The organism is Streptomyces sp. A01, from assembly GCF_059026195.1.
Map to the genome: position 1 here is coordinate 155,380 of NZ_JBWLKN010000009.1, position 20,367 is coordinate 175,746.

The window sequence follows — 20,367 nt, forward strand, 5'->3', positions numbered from 1 at the left end:
CCCGGTGAGTTCCCCAGATCCGACCGTTCGCGCAGCGCGAAACGATCCTCCCCCAGAGTCATCGGCCTGGGAGGAGCCAGCCGCGCCCAACCGACGACCCGTCGTGGCGGTCACCGGCGCCGCTTCCGGCGTCGGTGCCCTGCTCACGCAGCGGCTCACCGAGTCCGACGAGATCAAGCAGGTCCTGGCCATCGACGACCGCCGCGGTGACGTCACCGAGGCGCAATGGCACGTCCTGGACGTGCGCGATCCCGTCATCGCCGAGAAACTACGCGGTGCCGACGTCGTCGTGCACCTGGCAACCAATCTCGACCTGGAGACCGACGAGGAGGCCAGAACGGCGTACAACGTACGGGGTACCCAGACCGTGCTGACCGCCGCGGCCGCTGCCGGGGTGCGGCGTGCCGTGCTGTGCACCTCGGCGATGGTCTACGGGGCGCACCCCGACAACGATGTGCCACTCGCCGAGGACGCGGAGCTGCGCGCGACCGCCGAGGCCACGGGCGTCGGCGACCTGCTGGAGATCGAGGAGCTGGCGCGGCGGGCGCCGCGCGCGCACCCCGGCTTGAACGTCACGGTCGTACGCCCCGCCGTACTCGTCGGCGGCACCGACACGGCCCTCACCCGCTACTTCGAGTCGCCCCGCTTGCTCGTCGTCGCGGGATCGCGCCCGACCTGGCAGTTCTGCCATGTGGAAGACCTGGTCAGCGCCCTGGAGTACGCCGTGCTCGAAAAGGCGGAGGGCGAGCTGGCGGTGGGTTGCGACGGCTGGCTGGAGCAGGAGGAGGTCGAGGAGCTGACCGGCATCCGGCGCATGGAGCTGCCGTCCGCAGTGGCCCTCGGCGCCGCTTCCCGGCTGCACCGGCTCGGTCTCACGCCCTCCCCGGCAGGGGACCTGGCGTACACGATGCACCCCTGGGTGGTCAGCGGCAGCCGCCTGCACGACGCGGGGTGGCGGCCGCAGTGGACGAACGAGGAGGTCCTCGCCGAGCTGCTGGAAGAGGTCGCCGGCAGGCGCACGGTCGCCGGGCGCAGACTGGGCCGCAAGGACGCCACGACACTCGGCGCGGCGGGAGCCACCGTGGCGCTGGTCGGCACGGCCGCGCTGGTCCGCAGGGCCAGGAAGGCGCGCAGGAGGCTGTAGTCGGCCACCTCCCCCAGACTCCGTCCGGGGGGACCCCCAGCCGGTCGCCACCAGCCCCCGGAGACCCTGGACGGGAGAACCCCCGGACCGGAGATCCCGGGGGCGGGCGGGGATCTCCGGGCTGTAGAACTCTCCATACCGGGCGCGGCGCGACCGGTGGATCGGTTGTTTCCGCATGTGAGGCGGGTGGGGCACGATGGACCGCATGGCACGTACGTACGACGATCAGCCGGGCGAGCACGGAGCGGCCGACCCGATCCGCCTGCTGGGCATCCGGGAGACCCCGCTGTCCGTGGACGAGGTGTTCGCGGCGGTCGGGCACGACGCCGCGGGCGGTACGGCGCTGTTCGTCGGCACCGTGCGCGACCACGACGGAGCGGCCGACGCCGCCGTCACCGCGCTGGGATACTCCGCTCACCCCAGCGCGGGGGCGGAGCTGCGCCGGGTCGCCGAGAAGGTCGCCGCCGACTTCCCGGTGCGGGCCCTGGCCGCCGTCCACCGGGTGGGAGCCCTCGCGGTCGGAGACCTGGCCGTGGTAGTGGCGGTCTCCTGCCCCCACCGCGCCGAGGCGTTCGCCGCCTGCCGCCGCCTGATCGACGATCTCAAGAGCGAGGTCCCGATCTGGAAACACCAAACCTTCACCAACGGCACCGAGGAGTGGGTTGGTATCAAGTAGGTGCTGGTGTTGGAAGGCTGGGGGCACCCCCGGACGGAGTTTGGGGGAGGGTTGGTATCAAGTAGGTGCTGGTGTTGGAAGGCTGGGGGCACCCCCGGACGGAGTTTGGGGGAGGGTAGGTATCAAGTAAGGGCTTGCGGTGGAAGGCTGGTGGTCCCCCGGGCGAAGTCTCGGTAAGGGCTTGTAATGGGCCTCCAGGAGGGCGCCCGGTTGCGTAACCGGCACCCTGCCGCGAGCGTTGACCTGGCAGACGATTAATCTGCTCATCTGTCAGTTGCGTTCGCGCAAGGGGTTGGGAGACCACTGTGGGTGTGCTCGTGTGGCTGGTCATTCCGCTTGTCGCCGCTGGCGGAGCGGTGGCGTACACCAGCTGGGCCGCGCGTGACCGCAGGGCCGGGGATGTCGCGGAGGTTGCCGGGTACGAGCGGTTCCGCGAAGCAATGCGGCGTTCGGATTCCGGTTCCGGTCCGGCTTAGCTCCCTCGTACGGCCGTACGCTCCTGTTCGGTATTCGCGATCGGGACGGAGCGCGGCGGGCCATCCGGACGGACGGCCCCAGAGGTGAACTCACAGACCTGTCCCGTACTGTCGTTCCATGCCACGCCGCACCGCGACGCTGCTCGCTTCCGTCCTGACGCTGATCGCGTTGCTCTGCGCGGGAGTGCTGATACCCGTGCCGTACGCGGAGATGTCCCCGGGCCCGACGGAGAACACCCTCGGTGATCGTCGTGGCGAGCCGGTGCTGCAGATCTCCGGCCGTAAGACGTATCCGACGAGTGGCCACCTGAACATGGTCACGGTCAAGGTGACCAACCCCGAGTACAAGATGAACCTGGTCGAGGCGGTCTACGGCTGGCTCTCGCACGACAACGCGGTGGTGCCGTACAAGACCCTCTATCCGGACAATCCGTCCGCGGACGAGGTCGACCAGGAGAACGCCGAGGAATTCAGCCAGTCCCAGGAGAGCGCCAAGGTCGCCGCCCTGAGGCAGCTGAAGATCAAGGTCGGGTCGCACATCGTGGTGGGCTCGGTGTCCAAGGGGGGCCCGGCCGAGGGCACGCTGCACGCCGGTGACGCGATCAAGGCGGTGGACGGCAAGGCGGTGCGTTACCCCGCCGACGTCGTCAAGCTGGTCACGGCGCACAAGCCCGGTGAGAAGGCCGTCTTCACCATCATCCCCGCGGACCGGGTGATGGCCGCCGAGAAGGCGCGCAAGGAGCCGAAGGGCACCAAGGACGTCACGGTCAAGACGGTGAAGGCGCCGGGCGAGAAGCGGGCCATGGTCGGCATCGAGGCCGCCGTCGACTACACCTTCCCGTTCGACATCAACATCAAGCTGGCGGATGTGGGCGGGCCCAGCGCCGGGCTGATGTTCTCGCTCGGGATCATCGACAAGCTGACGCCGGGTGACCTGACGGGCGGCGAGTTCGTCGCCGGGACCGGGACCATCGACGAGACCGGCAAGGTCGACCCCATCGGCGGCATCTCGATGAAGACGGTGGGCGCGCGTGCCAGCGGCGCGAAGTACTTCCTGACGCCCAAGGACAATTGCGCCACGGCGTCCAGGGACATCCCCGACGGGCTCACGCTGGTGAAGGTGGACACCCTCAAGGACGCCGTGAGCGCCCTCAAGGACATCCGTGAGGGGAAGACGGCCGACCTGCCGAAGTGCGCGGCTAGCTGAGCCTCGCGCACCTCTGGCGAGTCCGCCGGGCAACCCGGCCGCCGGCCGCCCCGAGGGCAGTCAGTCGGCGAACGTCGCCGCCAGCGCCTCGGCGAGGCCGGGCACCAGGTCTGCGCCGGTCAGCACCTCGGTGGGGGAGTCCTTCTCCCGCAGCCGCAGCGCCGACTCGCGGGCACCGTCCCGCAGTACGGCGACCGTCATCCGCACCTCCTGGCGCGCCGGGTGCTTGGCGACCCACGCGGCGAGCTGCTCATCGTCCAGGCCCTCGGGTACGGAGCCCTCGGCGGAGGCGGGCAGCATCAGCCGCTCCACGGTCATGGCGCAGCCGACGACCGCGTCCGGCCAGGCGATGGTGCCGAGGAAGTCGTCGAGGGCGGTCCCCGCGGGCAGTTCGTCCTGCTCGATGGGGGTCAGCGTGGCGGTGGGGCTTTCGTTGTCGAGGCCGAGCTGGGTGGCCAGCGCGGGCTCCTGGGCGCGCAGCCGCGCGGTGTCGACCAGAGCGAAGAGGCGCGCGGGCTGGTCCCAGCCGAGCCCGGCGGCGTACTCGTCGAGTTCGAGTACGGCGCGGGTCAGCGGGCTCGCGGCCATGGGAGTGGCGGGCGTGGAATCGGGGGGAAGGTTGGACATGGTCAATATCGTGCCTTGAACCGACCCCAAAACGGGAACTGAGTAAAGCCTGAGTAAGTTGCAACAGTGGGTCCTACTATCTCGGGACCACGACATAGAGCTCTCACGACACCGAACTTCGAGGTGCGCACCTTGGCTTTCCAGATGCCGGACCGCGGCGGAGGCCCGACTGGGCCACGGATCAGAGTGGGCCGACCGTCCCGGCGCGTCCGGACCCTGCTGATGACGCTGGGGGTACTGGCCGTCCTGGCCATGCTCTTCGTCATGTTCGCGGGGTTCTGGACGGACTGGCTCTGGTATCGCTCGGTCCACTACTCCTCGGTCTTCAAGACCACCCTGTGGACGAAGATCGGGCTGTTCTTCGTCTTCGGCCTGCTGATGGCTACGGCCGTCGGAGTGAACATCTGGCTGGCGCACCGGCTGCGGCCGCCGCTCAGCGCGATGTCACTGGAGCAGCAGAGCCTCGACCGGTACCGGATGGGCATCGCCCCGTACAAGAAGTGGCTGCTGCTCGGGGTCACGGCCCTGGTCGGGCTGATCTCCGGTGCCTCCGCCTCCGGCCAGTGGCGCACCTGGCTGCTGTGGGTCAACGGGGTGTCGTTCGGCCAGAAGGACCCGCAGTTCCACAAGGACGTGTCGTTCTACGCGTTCGACCTCCCCTGGTACCGCTTCCTGCTCAGCTTCGGCTTCGCGGCCACGGTGATCTCGCTGATCGCGGCGACGCTCGTGCACTACCTGTACGGCGGGCTGCGTATCACCAGCCCCGGCGGGCGGGCGACGGCGGCGGCTACCGGGCATCTGTCGGTGCTGCTCGGCATCTTCGTGGCGCTGAAGGCGGTCGCCTACTGGCTGGACCGGTACGGCCTTGCGGTGAAGTCGAGCGACCTGAAGGAGACCGGTAACTGGACCGGTCTGAAGTACGTGGACGCCAACGCGTACCTGCCCGCGAAGACCATCCTGTTCTGCATCGCGGTCATCTGCGCGCTGCTGTTCTTCGCGACGCTGTGGCGGCGGACCTGGCAGCTGCCGGTGATCGGCTTCGGGCTGATGGTCCTCTCGGCGATCCTGATCGGCGGGCTCTACCCGGCCATCGTGCAGAAGTTCCAGGTCCAGCCGAACGAGCAGGCCAAGGAAGCCCCGTACATCAAGAAGAACATCGAGGCCACGCGCAAGGCGTACGGCATCGACAACTCCAAGGTGACGGACTACAAGGGCGTCAGCAAGGCCAGCGACAACACACTGCGGGGCGCCGCCGACGCCACCGCCAGTCTGCGTCTGCTCGACCCGAACGTGGTCTCGCCGACGGTTCAGCAGCTTCAGCAGGTCCGTGGTTACTACCAGTTCCCGGCCACTTTGGACGTCGACCGCTACAAGACCAAGAACGGTGCCGACCAGGACACCGTCATCGGTCTGCGCGAACTGAACATCGAGGGCATTCCCGAGCGGAACTGGATCAACGACCACTTCAAGTACACGCACGGCTATGGCGCCGTCGCCGCCAAGGGCACTTCCACGACGAAGACCGGTGCCCCGGAGTTCACTGAGCGCAACCTTCCGTCTCAGGGCGAGATGCCGGAGTACGAGCAGCGGATCTACTACGGCGAGAAGACCAAGCAGTACTCGATCGTGGGTGGGCCGCAGAAGGAGCTGGACTACTCCGACGACAGTGGTGAGAAGAGCTACACCTACAAGGGCAAGAGCGGTGTGAACCTCTCGAATCCCATCAACCGGGCGGCGTACGCGGTCTCGTTCAACGAGCCGCAGATCATGTACTCGGGCGCCATCGGTGAGGGTTCGCGGATTCTCTACAACCGCACCCCGAAGGAGCGCGTCGAGGCGGTCGCGCCCTGGCTGACCATCGACGGCGACGCCTACCCGGCGGTGATCGACGGCCGCATCAAGTGGATCGTGGACACCTACACGACGACGAACGGGTATCCGTACGCGTCCCGTACGACACTGGGCGATACGACGGCCGACTCGCTGACCGACGGCCAGCGTGAGGTGGTCGCGCAGGAGAACAAGGTCAACTACATCCGCAACTCCGTCAAGGCGACGGTGGACGCGTATGACGGCTCCGTCGACCTGTACGAGTGGGACACCAAGGACCCGGTACTCAAGACCTGGCGCAAGGCGTTCCCCGGCACGGTCAAGGACCGGAGCGAGATCAGCGACAGCCTGATGGAGCACCTGCGGTATCCGCAGGACCTCTTCAAGGTGCAGCGTGAGCTGCTGACGCGGTACCACGTCACGAACCCCGAGCAGTTCTACAGCGGCAGTGAGGTGTGGCAGACCCCGGACGACCCCACCAACAGGGGAAACCCGGTCCCGCCGTACTACCTCAGCCTGAAGATGCCGGATCAGGACACGCAGAAGTTCTCGCTGACCACGACCTTCACGCCGAACAAGCGCGAGAACCTGGGCGCCTTCATGTCGGTCGACGCCGATGCCAACAGCGACGGCTACGGCGCCATAAGAATCCTGAAGCTGCCCTCGGAGACCACGGTCTCCGGGCCACAGCAGGTGCAGTCCAAGTTCAACTCCGATACCGAGATCGCCGACAAGATCAACATCTTGAAGAGAGGCGATTCGGAGGTCGTCTACGGAAACCTGCTCACGGTCCCGCTGGAGAAGGGCCTGCTCTACGTCGAGCCGGTCTACGTGCGGGGCGCCGGGACCAACTACCCCTTGCTGAAGAAGGTCCTCGTCACCTTCGGCGACAAGACCGCCTTCGAGAACACTCTCGGAGAAGCACTGGATGTGGTCTTCGGCAAGAAGGCGCCCAGCGGATCGGACGAGCCCCCCGAGAAGGACAAACCGGGGAAGCCCGATCCGGATGAGCCACCCGTGGACGATCCCACGGTGCGCGAGGCCCTGAAGGACGCCCAGACCGCGATCGACGCGGGCGAGAAGGCGCTCCAGGAGGACCCGCAGGACTGGCAGGCCTTCGGCGAGGCGCAGGAGGACCTGAAGGACGCGCTGGAGCGTGCCGCCAAGGCGGAGACGGCCGCGGAGAAGAAGGCCGACAAGCCGGACGGCAAGCCCTCTGACGAGGGCGACAAGTCCTCCGACAAGCCGGCCGATCAGGCGTCCGACAGATCCGGGCAGCAGCCCGCGGACAAGCCGGAGGAGCAGCCGGAGCGACAGCAAGGGTGAGCTGACCCCCTCCGCGCCGTGGTAGGTTAACAACACAACGGCGCGGGGTGGAGCAGCTCGGTAGCTCGCTGGGCTCATAACCCAGAGGTCGCAGGTTCAAATCCTGTCCCCGCTACTCGCAGACAAGGCCCGGATCTTCAAAGATCCGGGCCTTGTTGTGTGTGGGGCACGTTGCCCCACCATGGGGCGCGCGCGGAGCACCGCACAACCCTGAGAGATCTGCTGCCCCTGCCGTTTCACAAGTCGTTGTGTCGGGAAGTCGACAAAACGCTGAAGTGACCTCGCTCACTGCGGTATACCAGGTGTACGCCGGTTGTGGGTGGTGCGACGATGGAACGTATGGGGGACAGGGCAAGGTTGTTGGAGACAGACCGGCTTGTGCCGGCGCCCGACGACGGGCGCGACGACAGCATGCCGACACTGGCCGCGGACAGCGCCGATGTCGAGTTTGAGACGGCACACCGTCGAGCGGCGGAGGCCGGTGACACCGCGTCGATGAGCATCCTCGGCTCGCTGCTGCTGCGCCGTGGTGATCTCGACGGCGCCGAACAGCAGTTGCGGGCCGCCAGTGTCGCCGGTGACCGCGCCGCCGCCAACAATCTGGGCGTCCTCCTCCATCAGCGGGGGTACGCGGATGAGGCGGCGGGCTGGTGGCGCATCGCCGCCGTCGCCGGTTCGGCGGCCGCCGCGCACGCGCTGGGCCGCCACCACCGCGAGCGGGGCGACGAGCCCGCCGCCGAATACTGGCTGCGCCAGTCCGCCGAGTCGGGCCACGCACTGGGCGCTTACGCCCTCGCCGACCTCCTTGAGCACCGCAGCGACGTCGGCGCCGAGCGCTGGTTCCGCGCCGCCGCGGAGCAGGGGCACCGCGAAGCCGCTTACCGGCTGGCGCAGATCCTGGCCAAGCGCGAGCGGGAGCAGCACCACCCGGACGGCCGGGGCGCGGCGTCGCGCGCCGACGGCGAGCCGCGCGAGGCCGAGCAGTGGTTCCGCCAGTCCGCCGCGCGCGGACACCGGCGCGCCGCGCTGCACTTGGGCACGCTGCTTGAGGAGCGCGGCGAGATCAAGGAAGCCGGCCGCTGGTATCTGATGTCCGCCGAGGACGGTGAGCCGCGCGCCGCTTGCGCGCTGGGCTTCCTGCTGCGCGACGCGGGCGACTCCGACAGCGCGGCCGTCTGGTGGCACCGGGCGGCGCAGGGCGGCGACGGCAACGCCGCCAACGCGCTGGGCGCGCTCCACGCGGACCGCGGCGAGACCCAGACCGCCGAGCGGTGGTACCGCGCGGCGCTCGAAGCCGGTGACATCAACGGCGCCTACAATCTCGGCCTGTTGTGCGCCACCCAGGACCGCACGGCGCAGGCCGAGCAGTGGTACCGCCGGGCGGCCTACGCCGGACACCGCGAGGCGGCCAACGCGCTGGCCGTGCTGCTGCTCCAGCGCGGAGACGACGCGGGAGCCGAGCCGTGGTTCTCCAAGGCCGCCGAGGCGGGCAGCGTCGATGCCGCGTTCAACCTCGGCATCCTGCACGCCGGTCGTGGCGCGGAGCACGCGGCGTACGAGTGGTACGTACGAGCGGCGACCGCCGGGCACACCGAGGCGGCCCTCCAGGTCGCGATCGTCCTGCTGCGCGAAGGGGACGAGGGGGAGGCGGAGCGTCATCTGCGCTGCGCCGCCGCCGGTGGCAACGCCGAGGCCGAGTTCCGGCTTGGCGCGCTGCTCGACCGGCCGGGCGCCGAGGCGGCCGATGGCGACGGCGCCGCCGAGGGCGGCGAGGCCGTGCGCCCGGAGTGCGGGGAGTGGTACGAGCGGGCGGCCCGGCAGGGCCACCGGCGCGCGCAGGTGCGCATGGGCATGATCGCCTCCTCGCGCGGGGACGTCGTCGAGGCCGCGCACTGGTACCGCACGGCGGCCAAGGCGGGCAGCCGCAACGGCGCCTTCAACCTCGGCCTGCTCCTCGCCCGCGAGGGAAGCGAGCCGGAGGCCGCGCTGTGGTGGACCCGCGCCGCCGGGGCCGGTCACGGCCGCGCCGCGCTGCGGCTCGCGCTGCTCGCGGCCCGCCGCGGGGCTCTCACCGAGGGGCAGAAGTGGTGTGCGCGCGCGGTCGACCTCGGCCCCGCCGAGGTCGCCGAACGGGCGGCCCGGCTGCGCGACGCGCTCCAGCAGGAGCTCTCCGCGTAACAGCGCCGCGGAGAGCAGCGGCTATCGATTTGCCCTGGTCGTCGCCTTGGGGTTACAGTAAGTACACAACGACGCGGGGTGGAGCAGCTCGGTAGCTCGCTGGGCTCATAACCCAGAGGTCGCAGGTTCAAATCCTGTCCCCGCTACGAGAACGAAGGCCCGGACCTGATCAGGTCCGGGCCTTCGTCATGTCTGGCGTTCTCTCCGACGCCATGCCGACGCCGTGTCGGTTCGATGGTGGCGCCGCGTAGAAGGTCCGGTTCTGCGTACAAGGTCCGGCTCTGCGGGTGTACTCGCCGACGTCGGTACCGCCGCCAGCTGCCTGCCTTGCTGTCCGCTCGCTTCGCCCGTACGGCGCGGCGGCCGTGCCGCGGCCCGCTCCCCGGCCGACGGCCGCCAGCTGCCGACCGGGCAGCTCGCGGCGCAGCCGTCAGTCGGTGGCGCAGCCCGGGCAGACGCCCCGGTAGGTGACCTCCACGGTGTGGACCGCGAAGCCGAAGCGCCCGTCGCTGGGCAGGTCCGCGAGCGGGTCGCCGGAGGGGTGGACGTCGCGGATGGTGCCGCAACGGGTGCACACCAGGTGGTGGTGGGCGTGGTGGGCGTTCGGGTCATACCGCTTGGCGCGGCCGTCGGTGCTCACCTCGATGACCTCGCCGAGCGAGACCAGCTCGCCGAGGGTGTTGTAGACGGTCGCCCGGGAGATCTCCGGCAGCCGGTCCGTCGCGAGCGCGTGCACCTCGTCAGCGGTGTAGTGCACATGGTCCCCGTCGAGGACCTCGGCTACGACGCGTCGCTGGGCGGTCAGCCGCCAGCCGCGTCCCCGGAGTCGTTCCAGCAGGTCACTCATGCCATTCACCTATCAGTCAGATAGGAACAAGCCTAGCAGTGCCTTGTCTATTGCCAGACGCTGTATGTCTCTCCATTCCATCTTGACTTAGACATTGTCTAATGTAGGATCGAGATCGGCTCAGGCCAAGGGACAGGACGAATTCCAGGAGGCGCACGTGACCGTTCAGAGCGAGACGGCTCAGTCCGCAGGGCCGCTGACCACGGAGGCAGGGGCTCCGGTCGCGGATAACCAGAACAGCGAGACGGCGGGCGTCGGCGGTCCGGTACTGCTGCAGGACCAGTCGCTGCTGGAGAAGCTGGCGCACTTCAACCGTGAGCGCATCCCGGAGCGGATCGTCCACGCCCGGGGCGCGGGCGCGTACGGCACCTTCACGGTGACCGCCGACGTGACCAAGTACACGCGGGCGAAGTTCCTGTCCGAGGTCGGCAAGCAGACCGAGACGTTCCTGCGCTTCTCGACGGTGGCGGGCAACCTCGGCTCGGCGGACGCGGTGCGTGACCCGCGCGGCTTCGCGCTGAAGTTCTACACCGAAGAGGGCAACTACGACCTCGTCGGTAACAACACCCCGGTGTTCTTCATCAAGGACGCCATCAAGTTCCCCGACTTCATCCACACCCAGAAGCGCGACCCGTACACCGGCTCGCAGGAGGCGGACAACGTCTGGGACTTCTGGGGTCTGTCGCCCGAGTCCACGCACCAGGTGACCTGGCTGTTCGGTGACCGTGGCATACCGGCCACCCTGCGCCACATGAACGGCTACGGCTCGCACACCTTCCAGTGGAACAACGAGGCGGGCGAGGCCTTCTGGGTCAAGTACCACTTCAAGACCGACCAGGGCATCAAGAACCTGACGGCGGCCGAGGCCGCGAAGCTGGCGGGCGAGGACCCGGACAGCCACCAGCGCGACCTGCGGGAGTCCATCGAGAGCGGTGACTTCCCGAGCTGGACCGTGCAGGTGCAGATCATGCCCGTGGCGGAAGCGGCGACCTACCGCTTCAACCCGTTCGACCTGACCAAGGTCTGGCCGCACGCGGACTACCCGCCGATCGAGATCGGCAAGCTGGAGCTCAACCGCAACCCGCAGAACATCTTCGCCGAGGTCGAGCAGTCGCTCTTCTCGCCCGCGCACTTCGTGCCCGGCATCGGCCCGTCCCCGGACAAGATGCTCCAGGGCCGGCTGTTCGCCTACGGTGACGCCCACCGCTACCGGGTCGGCATCAACGGCGACCACCTGCCGGTCAACCGCCCGCACGCCACCGAGGCGCGGAACTACGGCCGCGACGGTGCCGCGTACGACGGACGGCACGGCGCCGCGAAGAACTACGAGCCGAACAGCTTCGGTGGCCCGGCGCAGACCGGCAGGCCGCTGTGGCAGCCGAACCCGGTCACCGGTTTCACCGGCAACGAGGCCGCGGCGACGCACGCCGAGGACGACGACTTCGTCCAGGCGGGCAATCTCTACCGGATGATGTCCGAGGACGAGAAGGACCGCCTGATCGAGAACCTGGCGGGCTTCATCTCCAAGGTGTCGCGCGACGACATCGCCGAACGCGCCATCGCGAACTTCCGCAAGGCGGACGCTGACTACGGCAAGCGGCTGGAGGCCGCGGTCCAGGCCCTGCGCGGCTGATCCCGCACGCCGGCCGGTCGCCACCGAGGTGGGGACGACCGTACGGCGTGAGGGAATTCCACCGCCGCTTGCCGTATACACGAAGAGGCCGGACGCCATGGGGCTCCGGCCTCTTCGCTTGTCCCGGGCCGGTGGTGATCGTCGTGGTGCGTGGTGCACGCGGGATGACGTCCGGTCAGACCGTGAGTACGTTGGCTGTCTCCTCGGCGGCCTTCTTGTCCCTCTCCTTGGCGTGGGACCAGTAGCGGATGATGTCGCGTACGGAGACGAGCCCGACCGGCTCGCCGCCGTCGAGCACGATGAGATGCCGGAATCCGCCATGGGTCATGGCCTGGGCCGCCTCGTCGAGCGTCCACTCGGGGGCGGCGAAGACGACATCGGTGGTGGTGTGGGCGTTGGCGGTCTCGCTGTCCGGGTCCTGGCCCGCCCCCACGGAGATGAGGATGTCGCGTTCGGTGAGAATGCCGAGTCCGCTGGTGTCGGTGTCGAGGACGACTGCCGCGCCGACCCGACGGGCGGCCATCAACTGGGAGGCCTGGCGGAGTGTGTGGGCGGGGCCGATGGTGAGGACCACCGTGCTCATGGCGTCGCGGACGAGCGTGGGCATGGGCTCAAGCCACCTCCTGTGTGAACCCGCTGCGGGAAGCCCCCGCGCTGGAGAGGCGCCTAGAGAATGAATTCACAAGCGCACAAGCGGGCGGATTCTCATGTTCACACGAGCCCGTGGCCGCAACAAGGGGGCGCGTGCGGTCGGCACTTCGGGTTGGCGTTCCGCGCGCGCTGACTTCTGCTCCCGTGCGCGCGGTCTTCCGCTGCCGCGCGCCCTGCGGCGTCGGCGCCGCTACTGGAGGTAGCTCAGCAGCTCGTCGTGGAGCAGTCCGTTCGACGCGGCGGCGTCCCCGCTGTGCGGTCCTGGTACCCCGTCAAGCCCGGTGAACCGGCCACCGGCCTCCTGCACGATGACCGCGTTGGCGGCCATGTCCCACAGCGACAGCTCCGGCTCCGCGCAGATGTCCACCGAACCCTCGGCGACCATCATGTACGGCCAGAAGTCGCCGTAGCCACGCGTACGCCAGCAGGCGCGCGACAGGTCGAGGAAGCCGTTCAGCTTGCCGCGCTCCTCCCAGCCGCTCAGCGAGGAGTACGCGAAGGAGGCGTCCGACAGCGTGTTCACGCGGGACGCCGAAATGCGGCTGGCCGAGGACAGGTTGCGCCCCGTGTACGCGCCCAGCCCCTCGGCCGCCCACCAGCGGCGCCCCAGCGCCGGGGCGGAGACCATGCCGACGACGGGCCGGTCGCCGCCCTCGCCGCGCTCCATGAGCGCGATGAGTGTGGCCCACACCGGCACCCCGCGCACGTAGTTCTTGGTGCCGTCGATCGGGTCGATGATCCAGCGGCGCGGCCCCGAACCCTCGCTGCCGAACTCCTCGCCCAGCACCGCGTCCCGTGGTCGTGCGCGCCGGAGCGAACTGCGGATCAGTTCTTCGGCCGCCTTGTCGGCCTCGCTGACGGGGGTCATGTCGGGTTTGGTCTCGACCTTCAGGTCGAGCGCCTTGAACCGCTCCATCGTGGTGGAGTCGGCGGCGTCCGCCAGTACCTGTGCGAGCCGCAGGTCATCGTGGTAGTCGGGCATGTTGGCACACTACCGGGGGGAGCTGGGCGATTCGGTGCCTGCTGGGGCTATTGACAGCGTCTGTCGGCGAGTCAATTCTGTGCACACGGCAGCCATGCGAGCTGACCGGGGCCTGGGAGGCACTGATGCCTACAGCGCGTGAAGCTTTGCTGGATGCGGCGTTCACGGCCCTGGACCGCCGTCCATGGCCGGGAGTGCGCATGGTGGACGTGGCGGCTGCCGCCGGCGTCAGCCGTCAGACGCTCTACAACGAGTTCGGCAGCAAGGACGGCCTCGCCCGCGCTCTGGTACGCCGTGAGGCTGACGCCTATCTGCGCGGTGTGGAACGCGCCCTGGTCGCCATCGACGAGGTGGCGGGGCCGGGCGACCGGCTGGCCGCCACCGCCGTGTGGACCGTACAGGCGGCTCGGGGCAACGCGCTGGTACGGGCGGCGCTCACGGGCTGCTGGGGCGACCGGCTGCCGGCTCCCGGGCGGGCGCGAGTGGTGCCGGCCCAGCGGCCGGCTCCTGGCGGCATGGGCGAGAGCCACGCGGCGTGGCATCCGGCCGTCGGCGGTACCAGCGGCGCCGACGCGGACGCGACCGCCGGGGGTGATGAGCCGAAGAGCCCGGAGGTCACGGCGGACAGGGCGGCGACGGCTGCGGAAGGCACCGAGCTCGTGCCGTCGCCCATCGAGCTGCTGCGGCAGGTCAGCGCCCGGACGCTGGCGGTGCTGCGGCGCGACTGGCCGCCGGAGAGCGCGGCCGAGTTGAGCCAGGCGTGTGAGGCGGCGGCGCGGATCGCCGTGTCGTACGTCGTCGCGCCGGGCGGCTCCGAGGAGGTGGCCTCCCTGGTGCGCGGGGTGCTGCCGCCCCTGCCGACCGTGTCGCGGGTCCAGGCCCGCTGAGGCCGGTCCCCTGGCGGCCACCGGCTCCGCCGGGTGCGCTCAGAGCCCGCCCGGCGTCAGTGCGCGCTGCCGGACAGCTGGAGGCCGATCACACCGACGATGACCAGCGTGATCGAGACGATCTTGAGGGTGGAGACCAGGTCGCCCAGGAAGATCATGCCGTACAGGGCGGTCCCCGCGGCGCCGATGCCCGTCCACACCGCGTACGCCGGACCCACGTCGAGCTTCTTCAGCGCGAGGGTCAGCAGGCCGAAGCTGCCGAGGGCGAACACGCAGAAGGCGACGGTCGGCCAGAGCCGGGTGAAACCGTGGGAGAGCTTGAGGCAGACGGCGAAACCGGTCTCCAGGCAACCGGCGACCACGACGAGCAGCCAGGCCATCGAATTTGCCTCCCGCGTTCGGTCTGCGTGCGCTTATGCCTTTACCGTCGGCATCAGCGCCCAAACGTTCTCCGGGAGTGGCCCTGCCAACCCGGCCTAGTCTCCCTCCCGGCGCTCCCGTGTGGCCAGCAGTCTGCGCAGTGAATAGAGCCGATCGGGGTCGGCGTGACCGTCGGCGACCCACTGGTCGAGCGCGCACTCCTCCTCGTCGTGACCGCACCCGCGCGGACAGCTCTCGGTGCCCGCCTCCAGGTCGGGGAAGGCGTGGATGACGCGCGAGGGGTCCACATGGTGCAGCCCGAAGGACCGCACGCCCGGGGTGTCGATGACCCAGCCGGTGGCCCCGGGGAGCGCGAGGGCGAGCGCCGAGGTGGTGGTGTGGCGGCCGCGCCCCGTGACCGCGTTGACGAGCCCGACGGCCCGCTGGCGCTCCGGCACCAGGGCGTTGACCAGGGTCGTCTTGCCGACTCCCGAGTGCCCGACGAAGGCGGTGACATGGCCCGTCAGGTACTCCCTGACGCGCTCGGCGGCGGCGCCGTCGGCCAGTTCCTCACGGTTGGTCACCACATGGGGCACATCGAGGTGTTCGTACGTCGCCAGCACCGCCTTCGCGGGGGCGAGGTCGGACTTGGTCAGCACCAGGATCGGTTCGAGCCCGGCGTCGAAGGCGGCCACCAGGCAGCGGTCGATGAGCCGGGGGCGGGGCTCGGGGTCGGCGAGCGCGGTGACGATCGCCAGCTGGTCGGCGTTGGCGACCACCACCCGCTCGAAGGGGTCGTCGTCATCGGCCGTCCTGCGCAGCACGGACGAGCGGGGCTCGACGCGGACGATGCGGGCGAGGGTGTCCTTCTCGCCCGTGAGGTCGCCGACGACGGCCACGTTGTCGCCGACGACGACGCCCTTGCGGCCCAGCTCGCGGGCCTTCATCGCATGGATGGTCCGGCCGTCGACAAGGCAGGTGATCCGGCCCCTGTCCACGGTGAGCACGAAGCCGCTCTGCGCGTCCTCGTGCTTGGGGCGGATGTTGGTGCGCGGGCGGCTGCCCTTGCGGCCGGGGCGGACGCGTACGTCGTCCTCGTCGGGGTGTTTTCCGTAGCGGCGCATGTCTCGTCGTCAGGCTCTCGGCATCGGGGCGGCCCCGGCCACAGAGCCGAGCATCCCTGTCCACAAGCCGGGGAAGTCGGGGAGTGTCTTGGCGGTGGTGCCGACGTTCTCCACCTGGACGCCGTCCACGGTGAGGCCGAGCACGGCGGCCGCCGTGGCCAGCCGGTGGTCCTCGTAGGTGTGGAAGACGCCACCGTGCAGCGCGCGCGGGCGGACGCGCAGGCCGTCCTCGGTCTCCGTGACATCACCGCCGAGGGCGTTGAGCTCTCTGGCGAGTGCGGCGAGCCGGTCGGTCTCGTGCAGCCGCAGATGGGCGATGCCGCGCAGCACGGACTCGGAGTCGGCCAGCGCGGCGACCGCGGCGATCACCGGGGTCAGCTCGCCCACCTCGTGCAGGTCGACGTCGATGCCGGTGATCCGCCCCGTGCCCGTGAAGGTCAGGCTGCTGCCTTCTGAGGTCGTGATGAACTCGCAGGACCCGCCCATCGCGGTGAAGATGTCGCGGAGCGCGTCGCCTGGCTGCGTGGTGTGCTCGGGCCAGTCGGGGATGGTCACCCGGCCTCCGGTGACGAGGGCGGCGGCGAGGAACGGGGCGGCGTTGGACAGGTCGGGCTCGACGACCAGGTCCCGGCCGAGCAGCGCGCTCGGCGCCACCCGCCACACGTCACGCTCGCCACCGGCCTCCGGGGTGTCCACGGCGGCACCCACGCTGCGCAGCATGTCCACGGTCATCCGGATGTGCGGAAGGGAGGGCAGCTTCGATCCGACATGCCGCACCTCGACGCCCTGGTTGAAGCGTGCCCCGGACAGCAGCAGGGCGCTGACGAACTGGGAGGACGAGGAGGCGTCGATCCGCACCGGGCCGCCGTCCAGCGCGCCGCCGCCGTTCACGGTCAGGGGCAGCGCGCCCCGGCTGTCGTCGTCGATCCGGGCGCCGAGGGCGCGCAGCGCGTCGATCACGCCGTGCAGTGGGCGCTCGTACGAACGGGGGTCGCCGTCGAAGTGGACCGGGCCGTCGGCCAGCGCCGCGACCGGCGGGAGGAAGCGCATGACGGTGCCCGCGTTGCCGACATCGATGGTCGCCGGGCCGTGCAGCCGGGCGGGGATCACCCGCCATGCCTCACCGCCGCCCTCCGCGAGGTCGGGCTGGCCGGGGGAGCCGGGGGCGCCGGCGGTGGCGGAGTTCGAAGGGATGGTCTCCTCGATGCCGACGCCCATGGCGCGCAGCGCGTCGGCCATCAGCAGGGTGTCGCGGGAGCGCAGCGGCCGCCGCAGCCAGCCGGGCTCGGCGGCGAGCGCGGCGAGGACGAGGCCGCGGTTGGTGACGGACTTGGAACCGGGCACGGTGACGGTCGCAGAGACCGCTCCGTGCGCGAGCGGAGCGGGCCAGAGGGCGAGCTGGTCGCCCGGGAAAGTCTCAGTGCCGGTCATGCGCCTTACTTTAGTGGCTCCCCCGGAAGAGCATTCCTGATCAAAAACGGTGAAACCCTCACGTAACACGGCACTGATAGCGGGGACTGGGGCCAGAGTCGTTCACAGGCCGAGAAGCCAGCGGCCGCCGCCGACCAACGAGCACAGTGAAACGGCGTGGAAGAGGAACATCCACATCACGGCCGGTACGTTCGTCAGCCGGGCCAGCTGGTCGGGGTCGGAGTCGTGGGCGTGGCCGTAGCGGCGCTTGCGCTGGAGCTCGAACGGCGGGCGGACGCCGCCGAGCAGCAGGAACCAGATCACCCCGTACGCGAACGCCGCCTGCACCTCCGGCTCCGTCAGCCAGGACACGAGCAGGAAGATCGCGCCCGTGACCACCACGGTCAGCGCCCCGTACGCGTTGCGGATCATCACCAGCATCGCGATGAGCAGCGCGGTCGCGCCCCACAGCAGCGCCGTGATGTGCCCGGCGGCCAGCAGCCACGCGCCGCCGAGGCCCAGCAGCGAGGGCGCGGTGTATCCGGCGGCGGCGGTGAGGATCATGCCGATGCCGGTGGGCTTGCCCCGGGAGACGGTCAGGCCCGAGGTGTCCGAGTGCAGCCGGATGCCGTCCAGGCGGCGCCCGCTGACCAGCGCGACGATCCCATGGCCGCCCTCATGGGCGATGGTGATCGCGTTACGGGCGAGATGCCAGGTCGCGCGGGAGGTCACGGTCGCGAGCGCGACCAGGCCCGTGATGGCCACCAGCCAGAGGGAAGGGTCCGGCTGCGTACCGAAGACGCGGTCCCACAGCTCGGTGGCGCTCGTGCTGTCCATGTGCGGGCGACTCCTTGGTTCCGGTCGGCGCCTGTGGCCGTCATCGACTCCGGCAGGTGCTGAGGCAGTGTGGCACCAATGGGTGACCGGTATGAAAAACGGGGTGGCGGGGGTGCGGGCGGGAACGCCGGAACCGGGGACTGGAGCCAGGGGCCGAGCTGGGCCTGGGCCGGGGCCTGAAGCGAGGTCCGGGCCGGCGCTCGGGCCGGTGCCCCGGCCGGGGCTGGAAGAGGAAGCTCACATTCTCGGTACGGACGGGGCGCCCGCTGAGGCAGCATGGTGGGGCGACGGGAGCGGTCAGAGGGGTTGTAGCGAGATGTGCGGACGGTACGCGGCGAGCCGGAAGCCGGAGGATCTGGTCGGCCTCTTCGACGTGGCGAAGTGGGAGCCGACGGAGGCGCTGGCCCCGGACTGGAACGTGGCGCCGACGAAGGACGTGTACGCCGTCCTCGAACGGCCACTGAAGCAGGCCGTCGACCGCGCCCCGGTGCGCCAGCTGCGGGCGCTGCGCTGGGGGCTCGTGCCCTCCTGGGCGAAGTCGCCCGACGTCGGCGTGAAGATGATCAACGCGCGCGCCGAGACGGTGCACGAGAAGCCCTCCTTCCGGCGCTCCTTCGAGGCGCGGCGCTGCCTGATACCGGCCGACGGCTACTACGAGTGGGTCACCGCCGCCGCTGAGCGCCGGCTGGAGGAGCAGGGACGCAAGAAGCGTCCGCGAAAGCAGCCGTACTTCGTCACCCCGGTGGACGGCTCGGTCATGGCGATGGCCGGTCTCTACGAGTTCTGGCGGGACCGCACGCTGCCCGATGACCACCCGCGGGCGTGGTGGGCGACGTGCACGGTGCTCACGACGGAGGCCGAGACGACGCCGCTGCCGGGCCAGGACGACGGGGGCGACGGCGGCGACGGCGACAGTAGGGGGCCGCGGTCCCTGGCCGAGATCCACCCCCGGATGCCGCTGATGCTCACCAGCGACCGCTGGGACGCCTGGCTGGACCCCGCCCGCACGGACACGGAGTCCCTGCGCGCGCTGCTCGCGCCGCCGCCCGGCGGCCTGGTGCGCGCCTACCCGGTCACGACGGAGGTCAGCAACGTGCGCAACAACGGACCGGAGCTGCTGGAACCGCTGCCCGCGCCGGAGGAGGAGACGCTGTTCTGAAAGGCCGCGGCCTTTGATCGCGCGGGCCGAGGCGATGGAGCACGGTGGCAGGGGGGTAGGGGCGGGGCCGGGCGTCCCGGCTGGCACCCGTGGCGGATGTGACCCCTGCCGTTGCGACCCCTGCCGTGCCACGCGACGGAGGTGCCCCGCGCGAGGCGTCCCACGCGTCAGGATGGGCCCGTGAGTGACGTGAGTGAGAACGCGTGAGTGACGTGAGTGAGAAGAAGCCAGGAACCGGATTCCAGCCCCCGCCCCGGAGCGAGACCGTCCCGACCCCCGCGGGAGACGCCCGCGTCACGTGGCACCGTGCGCCGTCGGCGCGGCTGACGCTGGCGCTGAGCCACGGGGCCGGGGGCGGCATCGAGGCGCGCGATCTGCGGGCGCTGGCCGCCGCCCTGCCGCCCCGCGGGGTCACCGTCGCCCTGGTGGAGCAGCCGTGGCGGGTGGCCGGCAAGAAGCTCGCGCCCGCGCCGAAGACGCTGGACGCAGGGTGGCGGGCGGTGTGGCCGGTACTGGAGGGGCCAGGGCTGCCGGTGGTCGCCGGGGGCCGGAGCGCGGGCGCGCGGGTGGCCTGCCGCACCGGTGGCGAACTGGGGGCCCGCGCCGTGCTCGCCTTGTCCTTCCCGCTGCACCCGCCCGGCAAGCCGGAGAAGTCCCGGGTGGCCGAGCTGACGGGCGCGGGTCTGCCCACGCTCGTCGTCCAGGGCGGCAAGGACCCCTTCGGCCGTCCGGAGGAGTTTCCCGACGGCACGGATGTCGTAGAGGTCCCGGACGCCGATCACGGCTTCGCTGTGCCGAAGAAGGCCGCGCTGACGCAGGACGAGTCGCTCGCCGTGCTCACCGACGCGGTCGCGGGATGGCTGGATCTCATCGGTCACTGAGCGCGGGAATGCGCAACGGGAGACCGCTGTTGTCCGAGTCGTAAGTCCTTATACGTAGCGGCATCAGCACGAGGAGAGGGAGTTCCCCGCATGGGTTCGCTTGCTTGCCCGTCCCGCCCGCAGGCAGCCGAC

At 70.3% G+C, this 20,367-nt stretch carries 17 protein-coding genes and 2 tRNA genes; 11 read left to right on the forward strand and 8 right to left on the reverse strand.

Annotation, left to right across the window (positions count from 1 at the left end; all coding sequences use genetic code 11):
* Positions 1 to 4 precede the first annotated feature (4 nt).
* From AC5P1B_RS14750 to AC5P1B_RS14760, 3 genes are all read left to right on the forward strand, one after another.
* Positions 5 to 1,144, forward strand: coding sequence for an NAD-dependent epimerase/dehydratase family protein (locus tag AC5P1B_RS14750; protein WP_493887519.1), 1,140 nt, complete (start codon positions 5 to 7; stop codon positions 1,142 to 1,144).
* A gap of 196 nt (positions 1,145 to 1,340) precedes the next feature.
* Positions 1,341 to 1,820 carry a molybdenum cofactor biosynthesis protein MoaE gene (locus AC5P1B_RS14755; RefSeq protein WP_493887520.1) on the forward strand — a complete coding sequence of 160 codons (480 nt, stop codon included), beginning with the start codon at positions 1,341 to 1,343 and terminating at the stop codon, positions 1,818 to 1,820.
* 594 nt (positions 1,821 to 2,414) lie between these two features.
* The gene (locus AC5P1B_RS14760; protein WP_493887521.1) at positions 2,415 to 3,503 is read left to right on the forward strand and encodes a YlbL family protein; all 1,089 of its coding nucleotides are present in this window, start codon (positions 2,415 to 2,417) and stop codon (positions 3,501 to 3,503) included.
* Between the two features lie 60 nt (positions 3,504 to 3,563).
* Here the strand turns inward: AC5P1B_RS14760 and AC5P1B_RS14765 are convergent, their stop codons facing one another.
* Positions 3,564 to 4,130, reverse strand: coding sequence for a PPA1309 family protein (locus tag AC5P1B_RS14765; protein WP_493887522.1), 567 nt, complete (start codon positions 4,128 to 4,130; stop codon positions 3,564 to 3,566).
* Positions 4,131 to 4,274: 144 nt separating this feature from the next.
* Here AC5P1B_RS14765 and AC5P1B_RS14770 point away from each other — a divergent pair, with 144 nt between their 5' ends.
* The 4 genes from AC5P1B_RS14770 to AC5P1B_RS14785 all read left to right on the forward strand — a co-directional run bounded on the left by AC5P1B_RS14770 (position 4,275) and on the right by AC5P1B_RS14785 (position 9,610).
* The gene (locus tag AC5P1B_RS14770) at positions 4,275 to 7,286 is read left to right on the forward strand and encodes a UPF0182 family membrane protein (protein WP_493887657.1); all 3,012 of its coding nucleotides are present in this window, start codon (positions 4,275 to 4,277) and stop codon (positions 7,284 to 7,286) included.
* A gap of 41 nt (positions 7,287 to 7,327) precedes the next feature.
* Positions 7,328 to 7,401, forward strand: a tRNA-Met gene (locus AC5P1B_RS14775).
* 215 nt (positions 7,402 to 7,616) lie between these two features.
* Complete coding sequence (locus AC5P1B_RS14780; RefSeq protein ID WP_493887523.1) at positions 7,617 to 9,464, forward strand: tetratricopeptide repeat protein; 1,848 nt, start codon at positions 7,617 to 7,619, stop codon at positions 9,462 to 9,464.
* Between the two features lie 72 nt (positions 9,465 to 9,536).
* Positions 9,537 to 9,610: transfer RNA gene (locus AC5P1B_RS14785), tRNA-Met, on the forward strand.
* A gap of 284 nt (positions 9,611 to 9,894) precedes the next feature.
* Here AC5P1B_RS14785 and AC5P1B_RS14790 read toward each other — a convergent pair.
* Positions 9,895 to 10,311 carry a Fur family transcriptional regulator gene (locus AC5P1B_RS14790; RefSeq protein ID WP_493887524.1) on the reverse strand — a complete coding sequence of 139 codons (417 nt, stop codon included), beginning with the start codon at positions 10,309 to 10,311 and terminating at the stop codon, positions 9,895 to 9,897.
* A gap of 157 nt (positions 10,312 to 10,468) precedes the next feature.
* On the opposite strand from AC5P1B_RS14790, the gene AC5P1B_RS14795 reads away from it, so the two are divergent.
* Positions 10,469 to 11,944, forward strand: coding sequence for a catalase (locus AC5P1B_RS14795; RefSeq protein WP_493887525.1), 1,476 nt, complete (start codon positions 10,469 to 10,471; stop codon positions 11,942 to 11,944).
* Between the two features lie 175 nt (positions 11,945 to 12,119).
* Here AC5P1B_RS14795 and AC5P1B_RS14800 read toward each other — a convergent pair whose 3' ends face one another.
* Positions 12,120 to 12,551 carry a CBS domain-containing protein gene (locus AC5P1B_RS14800; RefSeq protein ID WP_493887526.1) on the reverse strand — a complete coding sequence of 144 codons (432 nt, stop codon included), beginning with the start codon at positions 12,549 to 12,551 and terminating at the stop codon, positions 12,120 to 12,122.
* A 234-nt stretch (positions 12,552 to 12,785) separates the two neighbouring features.
* Complete coding sequence (gene hisN, locus AC5P1B_RS14805; RefSeq protein WP_493887527.1) at positions 12,786 to 13,577, reverse strand: histidinol-phosphatase; 792 nt, start codon at positions 13,575 to 13,577, stop codon at positions 12,786 to 12,788.
* Between the two features lie 125 nt (positions 13,578 to 13,702).
* Between hisN and AC5P1B_RS14810 the strand changes: the two genes are divergently transcribed.
* The gene (locus tag AC5P1B_RS14810) at positions 13,703 to 14,464 is read left to right on the forward strand and encodes a TetR/AcrR family transcriptional regulator (protein ID WP_493887528.1); all 762 of its coding nucleotides are present in this window, start codon (positions 13,703 to 13,705) and stop codon (positions 14,462 to 14,464) included.
* 56 nt (positions 14,465 to 14,520) lie between these two features.
* Here the strand turns inward: AC5P1B_RS14810 and AC5P1B_RS14815 are convergent, their stop codons facing one another.
* The 4 genes from AC5P1B_RS14815 to AC5P1B_RS14830 form a co-directional block, all read right to left on the reverse strand.
* Positions 14,521 to 14,844 carry a DMT family transporter gene (locus tag AC5P1B_RS14815; protein WP_493887529.1) on the reverse strand — a complete coding sequence of 108 codons (324 nt, stop codon included), beginning with the start codon at positions 14,842 to 14,844 and terminating at the stop codon, positions 14,521 to 14,523.
* Between the two features lie 96 nt (positions 14,845 to 14,940).
* Entirely contained in the window at positions 14,941 to 15,948 is a 1,008-nt protein-coding gene (gene rsgA / locus AC5P1B_RS14820; protein ID WP_493887530.1) for a ribosome small subunit-dependent GTPase A, read from the reverse strand.
* Between the two features lie 9 nt (positions 15,949 to 15,957).
* Complete coding sequence (gene aroA / locus AC5P1B_RS14825) at positions 15,958 to 17,379, reverse strand: 3-phosphoshikimate 1-carboxyvinyltransferase (RefSeq protein ID WP_493887531.1); 1,422 nt, start codon at positions 17,377 to 17,379, stop codon at positions 15,958 to 15,960.
* Positions 17,380 to 17,481: 102 nt separating this feature from the next.
* On the reverse strand, positions 17,482 to 18,195 hold the full coding sequence (locus AC5P1B_RS14830; RefSeq protein ID WP_493887533.1) for a M50 family metallopeptidase: 714 nt from the start codon (positions 18,193 to 18,195) through the stop codon (positions 17,482 to 17,484).
* Between the two features lie 316 nt (positions 18,196 to 18,511).
* Here AC5P1B_RS14830 and AC5P1B_RS14835 point away from each other — a divergent pair, with 316 nt between their 5' ends.
* Together AC5P1B_RS14835 and AC5P1B_RS14840 are read left to right on the forward strand one after the other, a co-directional pair.
* The gene (locus AC5P1B_RS14835) at positions 18,512 to 19,354 is read left to right on the forward strand and encodes an SOS response-associated peptidase (RefSeq protein ID WP_493887534.1); all 843 of its coding nucleotides are present in this window, start codon (positions 18,512 to 18,514) and stop codon (positions 19,352 to 19,354) included.
* Between the two features lie 212 nt (positions 19,355 to 19,566).
* Positions 19,567 to 20,235, forward strand: coding sequence for an alpha/beta hydrolase family protein (locus AC5P1B_RS14840; RefSeq protein ID WP_493887658.1), 669 nt, complete (start codon positions 19,567 to 19,569; stop codon positions 20,233 to 20,235).
* Positions 20,236 to 20,367: the final 132 nt, after the last annotated feature.